General features: G+C 63.6%; 21 protein-coding genes. 14 read left to right on the plus strand and 7 right to left on the minus strand.

Annotated features, from left to right (window positions below; genetic code table 11):
- The first annotated feature begins 11 nt into the window (after nucleotides 1-11).
- From KK137_RS03975 to KK137_RS03990, 4 genes are all read left to right on the plus strand, one after another.
- Nucleotides 12-452, plus strand: a complete 441-nt coding sequence (locus KK137_RS03975) for a GFA family protein (RefSeq protein ID WP_214534731.1) — start codon at nucleotides 12-14, stop codon at nucleotides 450-452.
- Nucleotides 449-1,204 (plus strand): alpha/beta fold hydrolase, encoded by a 756-nt coding sequence (locus KK137_RS03980; RefSeq protein ID WP_338027968.1) that lies wholly within the window; start codon nucleotides 449-451, stop codon nucleotides 1,202-1,204. The genes KK137_RS03975 and KK137_RS03980 overlap by 4 nt, the downstream gene beginning before the upstream one ends.
- Before the next feature lie 67 nt (nucleotides 1,205-1,271).
- Nucleotides 1,272-3,122, plus strand: a complete 1,851-nt coding sequence (locus tag KK137_RS03985) for a M2 family metallopeptidase (RefSeq protein WP_214534732.1) — start codon at nucleotides 1,272-1,274, stop codon at nucleotides 3,120-3,122.
- A 777-nt stretch (nucleotides 3,123-3,899) separates the two neighbouring features.
- Entirely contained in the window at nucleotides 3,900-4,118 is a 219-nt protein-coding gene (locus KK137_RS03990; RefSeq protein ID WP_214534733.1) for a DUF5818 domain-containing protein, read from the plus strand.
- On the opposite strand, the gene KK137_RS03995 is transcribed toward KK137_RS03990, so the two are convergent.
- From KK137_RS03995 to rpsF, 5 genes are all read right to left on the minus strand, one after another.
- Nucleotides 4,115-4,924, minus strand: a complete 810-nt coding sequence (locus KK137_RS03995; protein WP_214534734.1) for a hypothetical protein — start codon at nucleotides 4,922-4,924, stop codon at nucleotides 4,115-4,117. The two genes, KK137_RS03990 and KK137_RS03995, sit on opposite strands and share 4 nt — an antisense overlap.
- 85 nt (nucleotides 4,925-5,009) lie before the next feature.
- Nucleotides 5,010-5,306, minus strand: a complete 297-nt coding sequence (locus KK137_RS04000) for a hypothetical protein (RefSeq protein ID WP_214534735.1) — start codon at nucleotides 5,304-5,306, stop codon at nucleotides 5,010-5,012.
- Between the two features lie 346 nt (nucleotides 5,307-5,652).
- Nucleotides 5,653-6,264 carry a 50S ribosomal protein L9 gene (gene rplI, locus KK137_RS04005; protein WP_214534736.1) on the minus strand — a complete coding sequence of 204 codons (612 nt, stop codon included), beginning with the start codon at nucleotides 6,262-6,264 and terminating at the stop codon, nucleotides 5,653-5,655.
- Between the two features lie 13 nt (nucleotides 6,265-6,277).
- Nucleotides 6,278-6,502 carry a 30S ribosomal protein S18 gene (rpsR, locus tag KK137_RS04010; RefSeq protein ID WP_055918484.1) on the minus strand — a complete coding sequence of 75 codons (225 nt, stop codon included), beginning with the start codon at nucleotides 6,500-6,502 and terminating at the stop codon, nucleotides 6,278-6,280.
- Nucleotides 6,502-6,867, minus strand: a complete 366-nt coding sequence (rpsF, locus tag KK137_RS04015; protein ID WP_214534737.1) for a 30S ribosomal protein S6 — start codon at nucleotides 6,865-6,867, stop codon at nucleotides 6,502-6,504. The genes rpsR and rpsF overlap by 1 nt, the downstream gene beginning before the upstream one ends.
- A gap of 237 nt (nucleotides 6,868-7,104) precedes the next feature.
- Between rpsF and KK137_RS04020 the strand changes: the two genes are divergently transcribed.
- From KK137_RS04020 to KK137_RS04035, 4 genes are all read left to right on the plus strand, one after another.
- A complete protein-coding gene (locus KK137_RS04020) occupies nucleotides 7,105-7,572 on the plus strand; it encodes a hypothetical protein (RefSeq protein WP_214534738.1) in 468 nt (155 codons plus the stop codon).
- 83 nt (nucleotides 7,573-7,655) lie between these two features.
- Nucleotides 7,656-8,135, plus strand: coding sequence for a TVP38/TMEM64 family protein (locus KK137_RS04025; protein WP_214534739.1), 480 nt, complete (start codon nucleotides 7,656-7,658; stop codon nucleotides 8,133-8,135).
- A 218-nt stretch (nucleotides 8,136-8,353) separates the two neighbouring features.
- Complete coding sequence (locus KK137_RS04030) at nucleotides 8,354-9,478, plus strand: BamA/TamA family outer membrane protein (RefSeq protein ID WP_214534740.1); 1,125 nt, start codon at nucleotides 8,354-8,356, stop codon at nucleotides 9,476-9,478.
- Nucleotides 9,479-9,519: 41 nt separating this feature from the next.
- Nucleotides 9,520-10,293 (plus strand): hypothetical protein, encoded by a 774-nt coding sequence (locus KK137_RS04035; RefSeq protein ID WP_214534741.1) that lies wholly within the window; start codon nucleotides 9,520-9,522, stop codon nucleotides 10,291-10,293.
- A gap of 138 nt (nucleotides 10,294-10,431) precedes the next feature.
- Here the strand turns inward: KK137_RS04035 and KK137_RS04040 are convergent, their stop codons facing one another.
- Nucleotides 10,432-11,853, minus strand: coding sequence for a glutamate ligase domain-containing protein (locus KK137_RS04040; RefSeq protein WP_214534742.1), 1,422 nt, complete (start codon nucleotides 11,851-11,853; stop codon nucleotides 10,432-10,434).
- Nucleotides 11,854-12,029: 176 nt separating this feature from the next.
- On the opposite strand from KK137_RS04040, the gene KK137_RS04045 reads away from it, so the two are divergent.
- From KK137_RS04045 to KK137_RS04065, 5 genes are all read left to right on the plus strand, one after another.
- Nucleotides 12,030-12,857 carry an LD-carboxypeptidase gene (locus KK137_RS04045; protein WP_214534743.1) on the plus strand — a complete coding sequence of 276 codons (828 nt, stop codon included), beginning with the start codon at nucleotides 12,030-12,032 and terminating at the stop codon, nucleotides 12,855-12,857.
- Nucleotides 12,858-12,917: 60 nt separating this feature from the next.
- Nucleotides 12,918-13,853, plus strand: coding sequence for an ACP S-malonyltransferase (gene fabD, locus KK137_RS04050; RefSeq protein WP_214534744.1), 936 nt, complete (start codon nucleotides 12,918-12,920; stop codon nucleotides 13,851-13,853).
- Between the two features lie 2 nt (nucleotides 13,854-13,855).
- Nucleotides 13,856-14,608, plus strand: a complete 753-nt coding sequence (gene fabG / locus KK137_RS04055; protein WP_214534745.1) for a 3-oxoacyl-[acyl-carrier-protein] reductase — start codon at nucleotides 13,856-13,858, stop codon at nucleotides 14,606-14,608.
- 192 nt (nucleotides 14,609-14,800) lie between these two features.
- Nucleotides 14,801-15,919: a DNA polymerase III subunit beta gene (gene dnaN, locus KK137_RS04060; protein WP_214534746.1), complete on the plus strand. Its 1,119-nt coding sequence runs from the start codon at nucleotides 14,801-14,803 to the stop codon at nucleotides 15,917-15,919.
- A 23-nt stretch (nucleotides 15,920-15,942) separates the two neighbouring features.
- Nucleotides 15,943-16,290: a hypothetical protein gene (locus KK137_RS04065; RefSeq protein ID WP_214534747.1), complete on the plus strand. Its 348-nt coding sequence runs from the start codon at nucleotides 15,943-15,945 to the stop codon at nucleotides 16,288-16,290.
- A 16-nt stretch (nucleotides 16,291-16,306) separates the two neighbouring features.
- On the opposite strand, the gene KK137_RS04070 is transcribed toward KK137_RS04065, so the two are convergent.
- Nucleotides 16,307-17,623 (minus strand): FAD-dependent oxidoreductase, encoded by a 1,317-nt coding sequence (locus KK137_RS04070; protein WP_214534748.1) that lies wholly within the window; start codon nucleotides 17,621-17,623, stop codon nucleotides 16,307-16,309.
- Nucleotides 17,624-17,756: 133 nt separating this feature from the next.
- On the opposite strand from KK137_RS04070, the gene KK137_RS04075 reads away from it, so the two are divergent.
- On the plus strand, nucleotides 17,757-20,438 hold the full coding sequence (locus KK137_RS04075) for an EAL domain-containing protein (RefSeq protein WP_250893571.1): 2,682 nt from the start codon (nucleotides 17,757-17,759) through the stop codon (nucleotides 20,436-20,438).
- The last annotated feature ends 28 nt before the right edge of the window (nucleotides 20,439-20,466 follow it).

Raw genomic sequence — 20,466 nt, forward strand, 5'->3', positions numbered from 1 at the left:
AGGACGTCAAAATGCGTGAACAGACAGGCGGTTGCCAGTGTGGAAGAGTGCGTTTCGCCGTCAGGATCGACAGTGACGAGGCCTATCTTTGCCACTGCCGGATGTGCCAACGCGCGACCGGAGGCGTATCGATTGCGTTCAAGAACGTGGTCCAAGCCAACATCGAGTGGGAGCACGAACCGGACTGGTATGTGTCGTCTCCGCTGGCGCGGCGTCCGTTTTGCCGGGAATGCGGCACACCATTGGGATTTGCCTACAACGAAAGCGAAAACATGGATCTGACGGTTGGCTCGTTTGACGATCCTTCTCCTTTCTACCCGGTCAGCAACTTCGGCGCCGAAAGCAAGCATGCCGCTTGGGAAGACACCAGCCATCTGCCAAGCATGAAAGTCACCGAGTACGCTCCCGCGGTAAAGCGGTGGACCGACGCCGGACTGGAAGTTCCGGAGTGACTGAGGTCCGAACCGACGTCGTCGAGAGCTTCGATGGCGCCGCACTGGCGGTTCACCGACTAGGGCAGGGTAGGCCGGTTCTCATGCTGCACGGCCTGTTCTCCAGCGCGCAGATGAACTGGATCCGCTTCGGACATGCCGCTCGCCTCCAGGACGCCGGGTTCGAGGCGATCATGCCGGACTTGCGCGCCCACGGCCAAAGCGCCGCACCGCACGATCCGGCGTCCTATCCGTGCGACGTGCTGGTGCGTGATGTGAGGGCCGTGGTCGACGCCGTTGGCCTCGGGGATTTTGACCTCGTCGGCTTCTCGCTCGGCGCGCGGACCGCGGCGCGGGCGGTGGTCTCGGGCCTGGCGCCGCGCAAGTTGGTGCTCGCAGGCATGGGGCTAGAAGGCCTCGCCGGATGGGAGGGGCGCGCGGCCTTCTTCATCGACGCTATCGACCGGTTTGCGGAGGTCAAGCAGGGCGATCCGGCCTACATGGCGGTGCAGTTCATGAAGACGATGAAGATCGATCGCGTGGCCGCCCGGCTGCTGCTCGAGTCCGTCGACGATACGAGCCAAGAAGATCTCGCGGCGATCACCATGCCGACCCTGGTCCTGTGCGGGGACAAGGACCGCGACAACGGCTCTCCGCAGGACCTGGCAAGGGTCCTTCCGAACGGCCGGTTCGAGGAAATTCCCGGGACGCACATGGGTTCGGTGACCGAGCCTGACCTGGGCGTGGCGATTGCCGCCTATCTGGCGGGTTGATTTGGCCGCATAGCCAGTCCAGACCGGTTCCCGTTGAAACTGCTTTCAGGGAATGAGGTTGGTCCGAATGAAGTTCAGGGTTCTCGCATCCGCTGCCGCGCTGGCGCTCGCCGCCGGTCTGGCCGTCCCCGCTGTGGCGCAGGAAGCGTCAGCGGGCCAGGCCGTCGCGGCCTTTCCGAAGACTCCGCAAGGCGCGGCGGATTTCCTCAAGGCGGTGGAGGCAGACCTGTTCGACTACTCGGTCGACGCTGGGCGGATGAACTGGGTCAACGCCACGTTCGTGAATTTCGACACCGATACGCTGACCGCGGCGATCAACGCGGTCGGGACGGAGAAGTCGGTGCGCTATGCGCTGGAAGCGGCCCAGTTTGCCCAGGTGCCGGGGCTCGACCCTGTGGTCGAGCGCAAGCTAACCATCTTGCGCACGGGCATCGTGCTGCCAGCGCCCACTCGCCCGGGCGCGGCCACCGAACTCAACGAAATCGCCACCGACCTTTCCTCGCAGTATGCCAAGGGCAAGGGCACTCTCAACGGCAAGCCTATCTCCGGTTCGGACATCGAGGCCGAGATGGGCAACATGGAGCGAACGCCCGCCGAATTCGCCGAAATGTGGACTAGCTGGCACGACAACGTCGGCGCGCCAATGCGCGACGACTACGCGCGCATGGTGGCCATCGCCAACGAGGGCGCGAAAGAACTGGGCTTTGCAGACACCGGCGCGATGTGGCGCTCCAATTACGACATGCCGCCTGATGAGTTCGCGGCGCTGACCGACAAGGTGTGGGACGACCTCAAGCCGCTGTACCTGGCCTTGCACACTTACGTCCGCACCAAGCTGAACGAGAAATACGGCGAGGCGGTACAGCCGGCCAAGGGCCCGATCCGCGCCGACTTGCTCGGCAACATGTGGGCTCAGGAGTGGGGCAATATCTATCCGCTGGTCGCTCCTCAGGGAGCCGGGGACCTCGGTTATGACCTGACCCAGCTCATCGAAGCCAAGGGCATGAACGAGCTCGATATGGTCAAGGCGGGCGAGAACTTCTTTTCCTCGCTCGGTTTCGCCGCGCTGCCGGAGACCTTCTGGGAACGCTCGCTGTTCGTGAAGCCAGCTGACCGCGAGGTGCAGTGCCACGCCAGCGCCTGGAACATCGACAATAAGGACGATGTCCGCATCAAGATGTGCATCAAGCGCAATGGCGACGACTTCAAGGTCATCCATCACGAACTGGGCCATAACTATTACCAGCGCGCGTATAACCAGCAGAGCTACCTGCACCTCAATGGTGCCAACGATGGCTTCCATGAAGCGATCGGGGACATGGTGGCGCTCTCGATCACGCCTGAATATCTGGTGCAGATCGGCTTGCTCGACAGGGCGGACGTGCCGAGCGCGGACAAGGACATCGGCCTGTTGCTGCGCGAGGCGCTCGACAAGGTGGCGTTCCTGCCGTTCGGGCTGCTGGTGGACAAGTGGCGCTGGGGCGTGTTCGACGGCTCGATCCAGCCTGCAGACTACAACAAGGCCTGGGTCGACCTGAAGCGCGAGTACCAGGGCATCACCCCGCCGGTCGAGCGGCCCGCGAACGCGTTCGATCCGGGCGCCAAGTACCACGTGCCCGGCAACACCCCGTACATGCGCTACTTCCTCGCGCGGGTACTGCAGTTCCAATTCTACAAGGCCGCCTGCGACCAGGCCGGGTGGAAGGGCCCGCTGCATCGCTGCAGCTTCTACGGGAACAAGGACGTGGGTGCGAAGCTCAACGCCATGCTGGAAATGGGCGCGAGCAAACCCTGGCCCGACGCTCTCGAGGCTTTCACCGGCACTCGCGAAATGAGCGGCAAGGCCATGGCCGAGTACTTCGCCCCGCTCAAGGCGTGGCTCGACCAGCAGAACAAGGGCAAGGCTGCGGGCTGGTAGGAGTTGCCACGAGGTTCAACAAGGCATTGAATATTAAGCGATAGCAGGGGCTATATCCTGCGGCAGCAAAGGTTCGGAAACTTCAATCTGTCTTCCGAAGATAGGGGCCCCCAGCCGCGGCTACGGTTGGGGGCTCAAATCATTTGGGGCCCGCGCGGCTACCCGGACTTCCCCTTCGTCACTTGTGACGCGCCAATTCTACAATCTCTAAAACGAACGTGTTGAACGCGCACATCAGCAGACGTATGCCAATGATGCGCCCAGCGTGGGTTACTTAAATATGTTCTCCTTTCTACATGATCTCCCACCAGCCTGTCGGGCCGGCACCGCCCATGCGCGACTGGTGTCGCACAGGGAGAATGCTGCGGTTCGGTTCTAGAGCGTTGTTTGCTTGGAATTTCCCCCATCGGCATTCTCGAAAATAGGCGTCTCTGGAAGGATATAGGGCAGGGTAGCAGCGCCGCAGGCGGCACGCGCCGAGGGACAGTCCAAATTCCGTTGCCCGCGGTAAGGCTTCACCCCATAAGCGCCAATGGAGCCGCCACGCACGGCTCTGGGGCGTAGTAACCCCGTAACGTAGCGGTTGGATTGCACGATGCAGTCCCCACATCCTTGACTCTTATGGTCGGGGAGCCTGCGACGTATGTCCAGGGCTCTCCAGCCTAAAGGTCGTAGGGGCCGGCTACGTTCGGTTTACTAACTCCCCGATCACCAGGGATCATGGTGTGAAGTCGAAGCGGGGGCGCACCGCCATCGACTTTCGGGAGGGACAGCCAGATGGCGATGGGCGACTGGCATGTCGAGACGGGAATCTTGCAGCCCGGCCGATGGGGCTATTCGCTGGCCATGGACGGCGGAGGTGTCTGGCAGCTCTATCTGACCCTGTGGCGCCGCAAGAGGTACCTTGGCAGGCGCGTCACCGTGGAGGGATACCGCTCAGGTTTCGACCTGATCGACGTGCACCATATCAGGTCATCAGACGAACCTAGGCGCTAGAAGCTCACCCGCTGCATCGCGATGCGCGAGCCGCGCAACGAAGGGAAGACGGTCTCGAGCGCCTTCTTGTCCGGCAGGACATAGACGATGCCACCGGTCTTCTCGAAGATCGGCTGCACACTCTGAGCGTAGAAGTGAGCCGGGACGTTGATGCAGCCGTAAGTGATCCGGTTGTCGCTGGTCGTGGGCGAGAGCAGCCTCTCCAGTCGCCGTTCCTTTTTGTTGCCCGTCACTACCGCGTGCAACGCCACCGAGGTGTCGTAATCGACCCACAGCACTTTCTGACCGGTACTGGCAGGACCGATGCGGGCGACGAAGCGGCCGGCTGGCGTGGTCTTCTCTGCAGGGCCGAGTTCGGCCAGGGTCTTGCTGCCGACGCCGGGTGTCGAATCGTCACCGTCCGTGATCCCCAACAGCGCCGGGGTCTCCCCGATCGGCTTGCCCTTGGCATCGTAGACGAACACCGTTGCGGCCTTCTTGTCGATAATGATGAAGGGGAGCGAGCCGTTGTCGTTGGTGTCGATGACCCAGCGCGAAACCCGAGTGGTTGCGGCCGAGGTTTCCGTCGGCGCGAAAATCGCCAAAGGAGGCGTCGCGGCCTGATTGCTTCCGGGCACGGGCGTGCGGGACCTGGACGTTGTCGCGCTGCGGCCGACGGCAGTCGCATCCGGCTTGGCCGTGGCCGACGGTTGCTGTGGGCGAGAGGTTGCCCGTTCGGGACCGCGCGGCTGCGCAAGGATCGCTGGGGGAAGCGCGAGGCTTCCCGCCACGAGGACAGGGAGGATCAATCGAGAAAATTTGCGCATCGGACAGTCAGTAAAGAGACCCGACCGGTTACCCGGCCGGGTCCATAAACTTAGAATTTAGGCATAAACTGCCGCTGAACAAGTATCAGTTCCGCGGAGCTCTTGCCGGCGGCGGAGGCGGAGGCGGCGCATTCAGACGCTGCTCAACCGCGTCGAGACGCCGATTTGCGTTCTGCGCAGCGGTGTTGGCTGCCTGCGCCTGGGATAGCGCAGTGTTGGCCGTATTTTCGGTTTGAACCAGTCTCGACTCCACTCCGTCGACACGTTGGTTCACCGTCGCGATCTGTTGGTCCACATATTCCGTGGTGGCGCAACCGCCCACACCTGATGCGGACACAACAATTAGGGCGGCGGTGGCTAGTTTACCCTTCAGGTTAGTCATTTAACTATTCCCCTGCTGGAGCTTTCACCTATCACGACTCCGGAAGAGCTTATCGGTTCCCCGTTTCAGCTCACGGCGGTGGCGCGACTTGCACATTCGCTCGTTCACAATTCTAGGGAATAGGGGGAAACCCGAAGTTTCGCCGGGAATTTCTGTGGCTCGTTCATATTAAGGGACTAATCGAGCAAATCACGGCAAAACGGGGCAATTGCGCGGCGAAATTCATCTCGTTGAAGCATTTCAGCTCCAGAAAAACCCTTGAACCGTCCCCAACTAATCGCCGGAAAGTCGAAGGGCGCGGTCCTTTCGAACCGCGCCCTCGCATTTTTTCTTCAATTGAAGTTGGTCAGCCTTCGGCAGCTTCGTCGCCGGCTTCCGCGTCTTCGGCCGGGGGAAGTTCACCCGGTTCGAGGTTCGGATCGAGGGCTTCCGTGAAGCCTTCGGTCTCGGAGCGGTCTTCCTCGGCGATCTGACCGATCACGTCGACGCCCTGGCGCTGCAACTCGGCCTCGTCGTCCGAGCGGGCCACATTGGCCTTCACGGTGACGTGGACTTCCGGATGCATGGCGACACGGACATCGAACAGGCCGATCGTCTTGATCGGGCGCTCGAGGATGATCTGCGACTTGTTGACGTTGTGACCAAGCGCCTTGAGGGCGTCGGCGACGTCACGCACGTTGACCGAACCGTAGAGCTGGCCGGAGTTCGACGACGCGCGGATCAGCACGAATTCGGTGCCGTCGACGTTCGCACCCGCCTGGGCAGCTTCGTCGCGACGCTGCGCGTTCTCGGTTTCGAGACGCTCGCGGTTGGCTTCGAAGACCTTGCGGTTCGATTCATTGGCGCGGAGCGCTTTCTTGTTCGGCAGCAGGAAGTTGCGGGCGTAGCCGTCCTTGACGGTTACGACGTCGCCGATCGTGCCCAGCTTCTCGATACGTTCGAGCAGGATGATTTGCATCGGTCCGCCCTCCTTACTTCACGATGTAGGGCAGCAGGCCGAGGTGACGCGCGCGCTTGATCGCACGGGCCAGCTCACGCTGCTTCTTGCCGGAAACGGCGGTGATGCGGCTCGGGACGATCTTGCCACGTTCGGACATGAAGCCCTGCAGCAGACGCGTGTCCTTGAAGTCGATGACCGGAGCATCCTTGACCGAGAACGGGCAAGACTTGCGGCGGCGGAAAAACGGACGGGCCATTAGATGCGCTCCCCTTCACGTTCGCGGCGCTTACGGTCGCGCTCGTTCTTGCGCATCTGCGCGGACGGACCTTCTTCGTGCTTGTCGACGGCGATCGTGAGCCAGCGGATCACGTCTTCGTTGATGCGGTTCTGCCGCTCGAGTTCGGCCACGACGGGGCCGGGGCACTCGATGTTGAGCAGGACGAAGTGCGCCTTGCGGTTGCGGTCGATCTTGTAAGCGAGGCTCTTGAGGCCCCAGGTTTCGGTCTTGGAGACCTTGCCGCCGCCCTGTTCCACGATTTCCGTGATGCCGGCGGCGAGCGCGTCAACCTGAGCCTGGCTCAAGTCCTGGCGCGCGAGAAATACATGCTCGTACAGCGGCATGTTCGCGTTCCTTTCACATTCTGCCGATCGCTGGCTTGTCCGCCCGAATGGCGGGGCCCCTCCGGCTTTCTTGGGGTTTCCTGGCAGTCAGGACCGCCGAGGAAGGCGGGCACATACAGCTTTACGGGGGGAATGCAAGGCTGTGGCGGTATCCTTCTGGAAATTCGCTCGTGTCGTCGATTGGCTCTTTACAGATGCGAATGGTTCGCAATAGCATGCATTTGGAAGGAGCCTGACGTGTCCCAAGCCCTAGCGATCGGCCCGATGATTTTCGTCCGCCAGTTCCGCCTGTGGGCGGCCTCGAGGGCCAGGGGAGACCATCCCTTGCCACACATGCAGTCCGCCGTCAGCCTGTTCGAGACGGCCCCCGAACTGTCGGTAGCCTGCGCCAGCCTGTTCGACATGGTCGAAGCGCAGCTTGAGCGAGCACTTGAGCCCGAATGCTGCTGCAGTCCTTCGCTCTCGCGCGACGAGCGGGCGCTGCTCGGAATCCTGCGCCATGCGCCTGAAGCGGGCCAGCCCCTGACCAGCGCAGCGGTTCCTCATGGATTGCCGGGCGCAATCTGCTGGGCGGCCTTTGCCGTTCGCCGGGCCATGGCGGAGACCTTTGCCGACCAGTTCGGCACGCCGGACTCTGAAGAGAGCCAGCCGTCGAAATGCCCCTTCTCGCAGGAGGCCAAACCGGTTCTCGTGGCCGTCGCCTAGCCCAGAGCCGCGCTGTTTCGCATCCCCGCAACGCCCTGCCGCATCCTGCGGAACCAATCGAGCCCTACCTCGTCCAGAGGTTCGTGGACTTAATTTCACCGATCTTCGGGCAACTTGGCGTGCTCGGCCCGCTCCTGCAGAGCGAACTGCTGTTGGGTCTGGCTTTCCTGGTGCTAACCGCGACCCTAGTGGGCTCTGGAGTGCCTGGTGTCCTGATGCCCATCTCGTTCTCGTCGGGCGCATTGCTGGGCGGATGGCTTGCCATTCTCGTCGTCGTGCTAGGCGCCGTGCTCGGAAGTCACGGTCTGTTCCTCCTTGCGCGCCGCTCGTTGTCCGAGCGCATCCGAAAGCGCTGGGGTCCAAGGCTCGAGCGGTTCGATCGCGACATAACCCAGCGAGGCTTCGTCTACCTTCTGGGCCTCAGACTCCTGGGAGCGCCGCACATGCTGGTGACAGCCGCCTGTGCGCTTTCCCCGTTGCGGGCACGGAGTTTCGCGCTGGCGACCTTGCTGGGGTTCCTGCCGGCGGTGACTATCGCGGCGATGGCGGGATCGGCCGTCTGACCTCAATACCGGTTGCGTCCTGGTAAGAGTACCCATGCCCTTCGGCTGCACCCGCGGTCTGGAACGCTTGCACGGGGCTCGCGACACAGCGGGCCTTACCGGCCCAAAACTCGGGTAACACCCTATGGCGGCCTGCACTGGCAGGATTAGCGTGGTCGGGCAAAAACCGGCCAAGGTGAGCCATGCCCCGATCAAGCCGGCATACCAGAATCCTTGCGGTGACTTTCGCGGCCTCCTGGCTTTGCGCCCATCCGGCCATCGCGCAGGTGGAGACGGGAGCCGAGGATCCCGCGCCCGAAGCGGCCAGTCCAGAGCAACCCGAAGGGAAGAAGGAGAAGGACGTCGACCTGCTGTACGCGCCGGTTCCGTTCTCCACTCCGACTACCGGAGCGGGCATCGCCGGCGGGGTGGTGGCCTTCTACAATCCCAATGGCTCACCCAATCAATGGATGACCGGCGGCGGGATCGTGTGGACTACGCGAGGGAGCAAGGGGCTGGGGGTGTTTCACAAGATGTCGTCAGCCGACGATGGCTTCCGTCTCACCGCGAGCGCTTCCTATTTCGACCAGTTCAACAAGTTCTACGGCATCGGCGCCGACGACGGCGACCGCGGGGATGACCTGATGCTGCGCGACCAGCAATTCAACATCAAGGCAACCGCCACGCGGCGCATGTTTCCGCACGGCTATCTCGGGGTTCGGTACCAGCTCGGTACCCACAGCGCGGAGCCGCACGAGGACGAGGATCAGCCGCCATCGCTGACCCCGCCCCCGCCGATCGATCAGATGAACAGTACCCTCTCTGTCGTCGGACCGGTGTTTCAATACGACACCACCGACAGCCACACCCAACCGACCAAGGGCGTGCAGGCCCTGGCCATCTGGGTGTTCGGCTTTGACTGGCTCGGCTCGACCTTCAAGCATGACAAGCTGACTGTCGAAGGGAGCACCTACCTGCGCACTGACGATAGCACGGTCGTCGCGGCCAGCGCGATGGTCTGCTCGGCGAGTGGCGATGTGTCGTACTACAATCTTTGCCTGTTCGGCGCCGGGGCCGATCTGCGAGGTTATGTGACAGGCCGCTATCGTGACCGCGCGGCGTGGTCGGTCCAGGGGGAAGTGCGGCACCAGTTCACGACGCGCTGGGGCGCGGTAGCGTTCATGGGGATCGGCGGGATATCCACCTCGGTCGGCGATCTGTTCAGCGAAAGCAACATGCTGCCCGCCAGCGGCCTCGGCGTCCGCTACCTCCCGTTCAAAAACAACGACGTTCACCTCCGCCTGGACGTCGCGGTCGGCAAGAACGATCATGGCGTATACCTGGGGATTGGCGAGGCGTTCTAGTTTGGCCTAACTGGCCGGGAGAGAGATTCCCGGGAGTAGGTATGCGTTCGAAATCGTTGAAGTGGTTCTGGCTAGCCGCGGCCTTGTCCGGCGTGGCAGCAACTCCGGCCCTGGCCCAGGAAGCAGTGGGCAGAGCGGCGAACTATGAAGGTGTGACGTCCTGGCCCGACTGGAGCGGCATCTGGTCCCCCGGCGTCTCGGCGGCATCGCGCACCACCGCTACGCCGCCCAAGCTCACGCCCGAAGGCCAGAAGATGGTCGACGCCTTCAACGCGGGCAAGGAGCGTGGCGAGAACCTGCAGACCCAGGCGGCGAATTGCGTGCCCAACGGCATGCCTGGGATCATGCGACTGCCCTATCCGATCGAGTTCACCTACTCGCCAGGTCGGGTGAACATTTTGATCGAGACCTATAGCCAGGTTCGCCGCGTGTACGTCGACGGCCGCCCCCTGCCGGAAGATCCCGACCCGGCCTTCAATGGTCACTCTGTCGGTCATTGGGAGGGCGACACGCTGGTGGTGGAGACGATCGGTGTGAATCCGGCGGTCAGCGTGGTGCCCGGCATCCATGCCACCGAGAACACTCGCTTCGTCGAACGCATCACGCGCACCGCGCCGGATCACCTGGTGGACGAGATCACCATCACCGACCCCGCGATCTTTGCCGAGCCCTACGTGATGGTGCAGAACTACAAGCTCGAGCCAAACTGGGAGATGCGCGAGTACGTCTGCCAGGAAAACAACCGCGACGGCGCCGATGCCGAAGGGCGGCCGGTCATGGACCTGGGCGATCCGTTCGAAGGGTTGGAAGACTGATAAATCCTCCTCGGGCTCGCTCGGGGAGGGGGGCGCCGACGAAGTCGGTGGTGGAGGGGATGCGTTTGGCTGCTTGCCCCTCCGTCACGCTCCTTCGGAGCGCGCCACCTCCCCGAGCAAGCTCTGGGAGGACTTGGGCTAAGCCAGCTTCGCCAACACGTCTTTCGCGAACACGGTGAGCGTGTCATCGCGCGCACCCATCACAACGATGCGATCCCCCGGCTGTGCGATCTCGACGATCCGTGCCCCGCAGTCTTCTCGCGAGGGAATATACTCCGCCCGGCCGCCGGCCTGCTCGATCAGTCGCACAATCCGCTCGCTGCCTTCCGACCGATCGACCGTGCCGCCGAAATAGACCGGGTCGCACAGGATGGTCACATCCTGTGGACCAAGCTCCTCGGCAAAAGTCTCGGCCAGTTCATGGCCCATCTGGCGCAGCGGACCGTAGCCGTGCGGCTGGAAGAACGCGATCACCCGCCCTGGGTGCGCCTTCAAGGTCCGCAGGGTCGCGCGGCACTTCTCGGGGTTGTGGCCGAAGTCGTCGATGACGGTGATCCCTGAAGGGCTGGTGCCGATTATGTCGAACCGGCGCGCTAGGCCCTTGAAGCCCGCCAGCGCGCCCACGGCGTCCATCACCGGTACGCCCGATGCCGCAGCTCCGGCGATCGCGGCCAGCGCGTTGGCGAGATTATGGCGGCCAGGCATGGCCAGGCCGAGCTGGTGCGCCTCGTCGCTCCGGCGGTCGACCACGAGCGCGGCGATGCTGGTCGGAGTTTCCTCGATCGAGCCGGGCTCAATGCCAAGATCGGCCTCCTCATTGTCGATGCCGAACGAGGTCAGGGTTTGCGCCCGGTCGGTCAAAAGCCGCGCTTCCTCGTTGTCGACGTTGACCGCTGCGCGCGGAGCGACGGCAAGGAAGTCGCCGAACAGGGTACGAAGTTCCTCGAGGCTCTTATGATCGAGGCTGACGTTGAGCAGCACCGCGACTTGGGGCCGGTAAAGCGCAATCGAGCCATCGCTTTCATCGACTTCGGAGACGAAGGCCGGACCCGAACCGACGCGCGCGCTTGCGAAAGGGACGGCTTTGGAGACGAAGTTCTTCATCACCGCGCCGTTCATGATGGTCGGGTCGCGTCCGGCTTCGGCCATGATCCAGCCGAGCATCCCGGTCACGGTCGACTTGCCGCTGGTGCCCCCGATCGCGATGCCTTGGGGCGCGGCGTTGAACAGGGTCGCCAGGAGTTGCGCCCTGGTCATACGCGGGCAGCCGAGTTCTGTGGCGCGGACCACTTCGGGCACCGTGTCCTCGATAGCCGCGGAAGCGACCAGGATCTGCTCCGCGCTGGTCACTCCGCTGCCGTCCTGCGGGAACAGCTCGAAGCCCTGCTCTTGCAGCCAGGCGCGCTTCTCGGGTGTGCGCCCCTGGTCGAAGCTTCGGTCCGATCCCGCGACCTGCGCGCCGTGTCCGCGCAGGATCGTGGCGAGTGGGAGCATTCCCGAGCCGCCGATGCCGCAAAAGAACCAGGGATGGGCGGTGAGATTGGTGGGACTGGAGGTCATTGGCATGAGTGGCTATTGCGTTGCTCGCGCCTTGGCAACCGTGGCGCGCCCGTCCGTCCTTCGACAAGCTCAGGACGAACGGGGGAGGGGTAGCGCTGGTCCACGCATCGTCGAGATGAGTGGCTTCCAATCTCTCCGTTCGTCCTGAGCTTGTCGAAGGACGAGTTGCGCAGCGCATGACCCGCATCGCCATCTGTGCGCCCTCTACGCCCATCACACGCGACGTGGCCGAGCGCGTCTCTGCGCTGGCCGCCACCGAGTTCCCGGGGCTCAAGCTGCAGTTCCACGAACAATGTTTCGTCGAGGAAGGGCATTTCGCGGGGCCTGACGCGGTCCGGCTGGCAGCCTTGCTCGATTGCGCCAACGATCCGCAGGTGGACGTGGTGTGGTTTGCTAAGGGCGGATACGGCGCCAATCGGATCGCCGTGCAGGCTCTGTCGGCCATGAATGGTGCCGCGCGCGACAAGGCGTACCTCGGCTATTCCGATACGGGGTATCTGCTGGCGGGCCTTTATCGGGAAGGCATAGGGCAACCCGTGCATGCGCCGATGCCGGTCGATATCCGGCGTGAAGGCGGAGAGGACGCCGTGGAACGGGCGCTCGCCTGGCTCGCGCACGATACCAGGGGGCTTGAGCCGTCGCTTGTCGGGGAGCCTTCGGTGGCGTTCAACCTGATGACGCTGGCCATGCTGTGCGGTACCGACTTGATGCCCGATCTTTCCGGCCACGTAGTCATGGTAGAGGAAGTGGCCGAACACCTGTACGCCGTCGACCGCCTGTTCTTCCATGTGACGCAGCATTTGCGCGGCATCGCCGGGCTGCGGCTGGGGCGGATCAGCGCAGTGCCGGAAAACGACCGGCCGTTCGGCACCGGGGCAGAGGAAATCGCTCGCGATTGGTGTGCCCGATCGGGCATTCCGTTCCTCGGCTCGGCAGACATCGGGCACGACGCTGCCAACAGGATCGTGCCCTTCGGGCTTGCCCGGACGCCCGCGCGCTCATAACCGGCGCGCGATACTTCGACACGCCGCCCTGCGGCTGCTCGGTACGATCGGAGATTTGACGTGACCGCATTCGTATTTCCCGGCCAGGGAAGCCAGAAAGTAGGCATGGGCGCAGAGCTCGCCGAAGCCAGTCTCGCCGCGCGCGAGGTGTTCGAGGAAGTGGACGAAGCCCTCGGCCAGAACCTGTCGCGCATCATGCGCGAAGGGCCGGAGAACGAGCTGACCCTGACCGAGAATGCCCAGCCGGCGATCATGGCCCATGCCATCGCGGTGTTGCGCGTCCTCGAAAAAGAAGCGGGCCTGTCGATCGCCGCGAAGGGCGAATGCGTCGCGGGCCACTCCCTCGGCGAATACACCGCGCTGTGTGCGGCCGGAGCTTTCTCGCTGGCCGATACGGCGCGGCTGTTGAAGCTGCGCGGGCAGGCGATGCAGGCGGCGGTTCCTGTCGGCGTTGGTGCGATGTGTGCTCTGCTCGGCGCCGATCTCGAAAAGGCCCAGGCGCTTGCGGATGCGGCAGCCGAGGGCGAAGTGTGCCAGGTCGCCAACGACAACGACCCCGGTCAGGTGGTCCTCTCCGGACACCGCGGCGCGATCGAGCGGGCGGTGGCGCTGGCAAAGGACCACGGCATCAAGCGCGGCGTGATCCTGCCCGTCTCGGCTCCGTTCCACTGCTCGCTCATGCAACCTGCGGCCGATGCCATGGCCGAGGCACTCGGCAAGACGCCCCCGGGCGCGCTGCGGCTACCGATTTACGCTAACGTCACTGCCGCTCTCGTTGCGGATGCGGCGACGGAGCAGGACCTGCTCGTCCAGCAGGTGACCGGCCGCGTCCGCTGGCGCGAAAGCGTGATCGCGATGAAGGATGCGGGTATCGAACGGTATGTCGAACTGGGCGGCAAGGTGCTCGGCCCGATGATCGGGCGGACCGTGCAGGATGTGACCGTGACAAGCGTGGTGACGATGGCCGACATCGAAGCCTTGGTGAAGGAGCTTTGAGAATGTTCGACCTTACCGGAATGACCGCCCTCGTAACCGGCGCCAGCGGCGGGATCGGGTCGTCCATCGCGCGCTGCCTCGCGCGGCAGGGGGCGAGGCTGGCGCTGTCGGGTTCGAACAGCTCCAAGTTGCGCTCCTTCCGCGAGGAGCTCAACGCCGAGTTTGGTCATGATCATGTTGAGATCACCTGCGACCTGTCCGACACGACTCAAGTCGAGGAACTGATCCCGGCGACGCTCGACACGCTCGGCCGGATCGACATCCTGGTGAACAACGCCGGCATCACTCGCGACAACCTCGCCATGCGCATGAAGGACGAGGAGTGGGAGCAGGTGATCCGCATCAACCTCGAATCGACCTTCCGCCTGATGCGCGCGGCGGCCAAGCCGATGATGAAGGCGCGTTTCGGGCGCATCATCACCGTCACCAGCGTCGTCGGCGCGACCGGCAACCCGGGGCAGGTGAACTACGCCGCCGCCAAGGCTGGGCTCGTGGGCATGACCAAGAGCTATGCGCAGGAAGTGGCGAGCCGCGGGATCACCGCCAATTGCGTCGCCCCGGGGTTTATCCGCACGGCGATGACGGACGTGCTGCCCGATGCGCAAAAGGAAGCGCTCAACCAGCGCATTCCGATGGGACGCATGGGCGAGGGCGAGGATATTGGCGCGGCGGTCGCCTATCTGGCGTCGAAGGAAGCCGGCTACGTCACCGGGCAGACGTTGCACGTGAACGGCGGCATGGCCATGTTTGCCTAGGAAAGTGCGGAACTCGGGGCCTTGCGCAGGCGCAGGAACCGAGTTTTCCCCAAGCCAATCAGTCCCGGCCCGCATTCTTTCTTGCCGCATACCGCTGCCCCGCTAAGGGTATTGGGACATATTCCGGCGCTTATGGGCGATTCCGGCCCCATCCCGTGAAGCGGGGCGGCGCGTTAGGGGGTTTGAGTAGCGATGAAGGCCACCATCGAACGCGCAAAATTGCTGCGTTGCCTGTCACACGTCCAGTCGGTGGTTGAACGCCGCAATACGATCCCGATTCTATCGAACGTCTTGATCGAGGCTTCGGCCGATGGGCGCGTGCGGATCATGGCGACAGACCTGGATCTCCAGGTGGTCGAAAACCTGGAGACCGTCTCGGTCGAAGCTGCCGGTGCGATCACGGTCTCGGCCCACCTGCTGTTCGACATCGCGCGCAAGCTGCCCGACGGAAGCCAGGTCAGCCTGGAGACTGCCGACAACCGCATGACGGTCAAGGCCGGGCGCAGCCGCTTCCAGCTGCCGACTTTGCCGCGGGACGATTTCCCGGTCATCGTTGAAGGCGACCTGCCGACCAGCTTCGAGCTGCCGGCGCGGGTTTTGGCCGAAATGGTCGACCGCACCCGTTTTGCGATCTCGACGGAGGAAACCCGCTACTATCTCAACGGCATCTTCCTTCACGTTACCGATGGCGACCTGAAGGCAGCGGCGACCGACGGGCACCGACTGGCTCGCTTCACCTTGGCGAAGCCGGAAGGGGCCGAAGGCATGCCGGATGTGATCGTGCCGCGTAAGGCCGTGGGCGAGTTGCGCAAGCTGCTCGAAGAAGCGCTCGACGGGAATGTCGAGATCGACCTTTCGGCGAGCAAGATTCGCTTCACCCTCGGCGGTGAGGGCGGGGTGGTGCTGACCAGCAAGCTGATTGACGGCACGTTCCCCGATTATTCACGCGTCATTCCAACGGGTAATGACAAGTTGCTTAGACTCGATCCCAAGTCCTTCTACGAAGGCGTGGACCGTGTCGCGACGATCGCGACGGAGAAGACCCGTGCGGTCAAGATGGGGCTGGAGACCGACAAGGTCACGCTTTCGGTGACCAGCCCGGACAATGGCACTGCGGCTGAAGAAGTGCCGGCGGACTATTCCTCCGACGCTTTCGAGATCGGCTTCAACGCCAACTACCTCAAGGACATCCTGGGCCAGATCGACGGTGATACTGTCGAGCTGCACCTCGCAGATCCGGGCGCTCCGACCTTGATCCGGCAGGACGAGAAGAGCCCGGCGCTCTACGTGCTCATGCCGATGCGGGTCTAGCCCGCGTGCGCCACCTTCTCGCGATGGCCGCGCTGGTTATTGCTTCGCCGTTGGCCGCGCAGGGCCCCGCGCCGATGTCGCCCGAGGCGGAGCGAGACCTGGAATGCGCGATGTGGGCCGCACTCGTCAGCGGGTCGGTAGAGGACCCCGAGATCAAGACGGCGTTTGGGTTCGCCATGACCTATTGGGTTGGCCGCTTCGAAGGCAGGACCGGACGCAATTTCGATGAGTTCGCGACGGGAGAGTTCGTCACCAGCCTTGAACCCAAGGCCGAGGACCTGAGGGAGCGTTGCGTCCCGGAAATGGAGTCGATGGGCAAGCGTATGCAGGACTGGGGCCAGCGTATGCAGGACGCACCCGCACCGCAGTAAGGGACCGCCCTGGCGCCTAGCCCTTGGCTTTAATCATCGCTTCGACGTCGACGAACTTCTCGCGCGGGGCGCCTTCGCGGGCGGCCTTTTCCTCGGCCTCCTCGATCCGCTTCCAGTCTCGAAACGTCACCACGTCCAGGCCCCGCTCGGCTGCCAGCGCGTCAAAGCCGGCCCGCCCTGGCTTGCGGGCAGCGCCCAATGCGCCCTCGGCGATATCGGCGCCGATCAACTCGACCACAGCGTAACCGTCGGGCCGGTTGGTGCCGATCGTGCCTGTCGGGCCGCGCCGGGCCCAGCCTACGCAATAGAGGCCGGGCAAGATCCGCCCCTCGTCGTTGGCGAAGCGACCCAGGCGTTCGTCGAAGGGGACTCCGGGAATGGGCGAGGTTCGATAGCCGATGCAGGCGACGACGAGATCCGCGGGGATCCGCTCAACCTCTCCGGTTCCGACCGCGCGGCCGTGATCGAGTCTCGTCTTCTCGACTTCGATCGCCTCAACCTTCTCGTTTCCTATCACGGCCTTGGGCGATGACATGAAGACGAACTCTATCGCCTTGGGCTTTTCGGCCCTTATGTGCTCGGGCGTGGCGGCAAAGGCGCGCAGATGGCTCACGGACTTGCGCAGGCCCGGCTCGAGGATGGCATCGTCTCCGGGTTCCGGCAGGTCCGCGTTGGCGACGTGAGGTGAGGCTCGTTCGAGGTCGCCCAGCTCGCCGAGTTCCTTGGGCGTCATCATGATCTGATGCGGACCGCGACGGCCGAGGATCACGATGCGTTCGATTGTCGAAGCCTCGAGAGCATGCAGAGCATGGGCGACAATGTCGCTCCCTGCGAATTCGGCGCGGGTCTTGGAGAGGATGCGCGCGACGTCGAGCGCGACGTTCCCCATGCCGATGACCACGGCCGTCTTGCCAGAGAGGTCTGGGTCGAGGTCGGCGAATTGCGGGTGGCCGTTGTACCAACCGACGAAAGCCGCACTGCCAAAGACATTGCCGAGATCCTCTCCCGGAATTCCGAGCTCGCGATCCTTCGGAGCCCCGGTCGCGAGCACCACGGCATCGTAGAGGTCCTGAAGCTCGGCGATCGAAACGTCCCGGCCGATCATGACGTTGCCGACGAAGCGGACATTGTCCGACAGGGCAACTTTCTCATACCGGCGGGAAACGCCCTTGATCGACTGGTGGTCAGGCGCGACGCCACTTCGGATCAGGCCGTATGGGACGGGTAGCGTATCGAAAATATCGATGCGGACGTCTTCGCCGAGCGCCTTTTGCGCTGCTTCGGCGGTGTAGTATCCAGCCGGTCCTGAGCCGATGATCGCGACATGCCGCATGAATCTGCGCCCTTAGCCACTAACTCTCCGAAGCAACCTTAGCCGCGCTAGGGCGCTGAACCGCAATCCTACAGCTGCAAAAACTGCGGGTAACTTAACGGTTTCTCAAATTCGCAAGGTGCATGGGCACTTCATGTCGCAGGCCCGCCGTGCAAGTTCGATCACTTCCGCGCGCGCCGCCAAGCCTGCGTCCATGGTCCTTGGAGAGGCCAACGAGCCCAGAGAGCAACGGCGCGGTTCCCGGCGCAAGCCGCAGTCCGACCGGGCGCAGGCAGTGCAGGCCGCCGCGACGGCTTCATCCCGGAACTGGCTTCCGCAGCGCTGGCCCTATCTGATCTTGTCGATGATCGTCACCGTCGGCGCCTGTTGCTTCTGGGTCGGCAGCGTGCCGAACCTTGCCGAAGCGATCATGTTGCTCCTGTCGGTTGCCGGCGTAGCTTGCGTGGGCCTGGCTCATAGCTGGGTGGGGGGCCGTCAACTCTACGTAAGAGTGACAGGCTTGTTCGCCGTGGTGGTGGTGCCGATGTTCCTCTTCGGCCTTTCCGTCACACGCTGGAGCGTCTCGGGCGAGCTACCGTGGGACTTTGCGATAGCCTCGTTGCTGTGCGTCGCGGGAGCGGCTTCCGCCTATCTCCGCCGGCAGCCGGTCGTGTTCTTTTCGGCCAAGCTCTCGATCTGGGCGGCGGCCGTCGTCGCCAACGCTTCACTGGCTGGCGCCTTGACCGTGCTGGTGGCCCTAATCGGAGCGATCCTCGTCAGCCGTGAGCAAATGCGCGAGCAAAAGGCTGAGGACGAACGGGCAAGGGCGCGCGAGAGGGTGCAGACCCGGGCCGGCGATATCCTCGCTGATTACGAGCAAACCCGCCAAGGTTGGTTCTGGGAGACCGACCGCCGCAGCCTGCTGACGTATGTGTCCGCGCCGGTGGCCGAAGCTGTCGGGCGGACCGCCGAAGAACTGGTAGGCCAACCGCTGGTCTCACTGTTCGACCTTGGTGACACCAGCCAGGAAAGCGAACGCACGCTATTGTTCCATCTCAACGCCCGTTCGGCTTTCCAGGAGCTGACCGTCCGAGCGGCGATCTGGGGGGAGGAGCGGTGGTGGTCTGTCAGTGGCCGGCCGATCCATAACGAATATGGCAACTTCGTCGGCTTCCGAGGCTCGGGCGTCGATCTGACGGCGAAGAAACTCAGCGAAGATCACGCCTCGCGCCTGGCGCACTACGATTCCCTCACCGGCCTCGCGAACCGGTTCCAGATGTCGCAGGCGCTCGAAAAGACGCTGACCTCGCGGCAGAGGGCCAACCGCGCGTGTTCTGTGATGCTCATCGACCTCGACCGGTTCAAGCAGGTCAACGACACCATGGGCCACCCCGTCGGCGATGCCTTGCTCAAGCAAGTCGCTCGTCGGCTTGAAGCGGCGGTCGACAAGATGGGACAGGTGGGCAGACTCGGCGGCGACGAGTTCCAGGTCGTCGTGCCGGGCCGCATTTCGCGCAACGACGTCGGCGAGCTTGCTTCGCGCATCATTCACTCCCTGTCGCAGCCCTATTCGCTGGAGGGCCAGCGCGTGGTCATCGGCGCCTCGATCGGGATCGCGGTGTCGCCCGAGGACGGGGTGACCAATGACGAGGTGATCCGCAACGCCGACCTCGCGCTCTATGCGGCCAAGGACCTCGGGCGCGGCCGGTTCCACTTCTATTCGAACGACTTGCATGCGGAAGCCGAAGCGCGCTCTCAACTGGAACAAGATCTGCGCGACGCCATAGCGGAAGGCCAATTGCAGCTTTACTATCAACCGGTCGTGTCGTCGGCGACCGAGAAGCTGACGGGGTTCGAAGCGCTTTTGCGCTGGGAGCATCCGCAGCGCGGGTGGGTACCGACCGACAAGTTCGTCAAGATTGCCGAGGACACCGGCCTGATCGCGCAGATCGGCGAGTGGGCCTTACGCACAGCCTGTCACGAGCTGGCCGGTTGGCCGGAAGAGGTCCGCGTCGCGGTGAATATCTCGCCGCTCCAGTTCGCCAATCCGCAACTGCCCGCGCTTGTCGCCAACGCTATCGCGCAGGCCGGGATTCATCCATCGCGCCTGGAACTGGAAATCACCGAGAGCGTGTTCCTGAACGATGACACCTGCACGGATACCATGTTCGCGGCGCTCAAGGGCCTGGGAGTGCGCCTGGCGCTAGACGACTTCGGGACAGGTTACTCTTCGCTCGGCTATTTGAAGAAGGCGCCGTTCGACAAGATCAAGATCGACCAGAGCTTCGTGCGCGGGGCTACCCTTCCGGGCAGCCGCAACGGCGCAATCATCGCGTCGGTCACGAGTCTCGCGCATGCGCTGGGCATGGATACCACCGCCGAAGGGGTCGAGACGCTCGACGAGCTGGAACTCGTGCGCCTGCACGGGTGCAGCCATGTGCAGGGCTTCATCTACGGCAGGCCCTTGTGCGCCTCCGACGCCAGCGAGCGGGTCAAGGATGGGCTAACGGTAGAAGCGAAAGGCCCACGTGCATCGCGGGCGCCGCGCCAGACCATGTTGCGCAAGGTCGTGCTCGATCACGACGGGCAGATCTACCAGGGCAGGGTCCGCAACGTCTCGGATACCGGGGCGTTGATCGAAGGCTTGTGGCACGTTCCGCCCGGGACAACATTCACGATCGAGATGTCGGATACGCAAACGGTGAGGGCCATCGCGAAATGGTCCGCAGAGGACCGGATGGGGGTCGAATTCGTGGAATCTCTCGCGACCGATTCCGCTCGTGCGAAAGGCGCCAAAAAGGTCCGTCACGCCCGCTCGGCCGCAGGATCATTCTGAAAAGACGCTTAAGTTTGATCGGGCTGTC

Origin of the sequence: Croceibacterium selenioxidans (genome assembly GCF_018599195.1) — a bacterium.
Classification (GTDB): Bacteria; Pseudomonadota; Alphaproteobacteria; order Sphingomonadales; family Sphingomonadaceae; genus Croceibacterium_A; species Croceibacterium_A selenioxidans.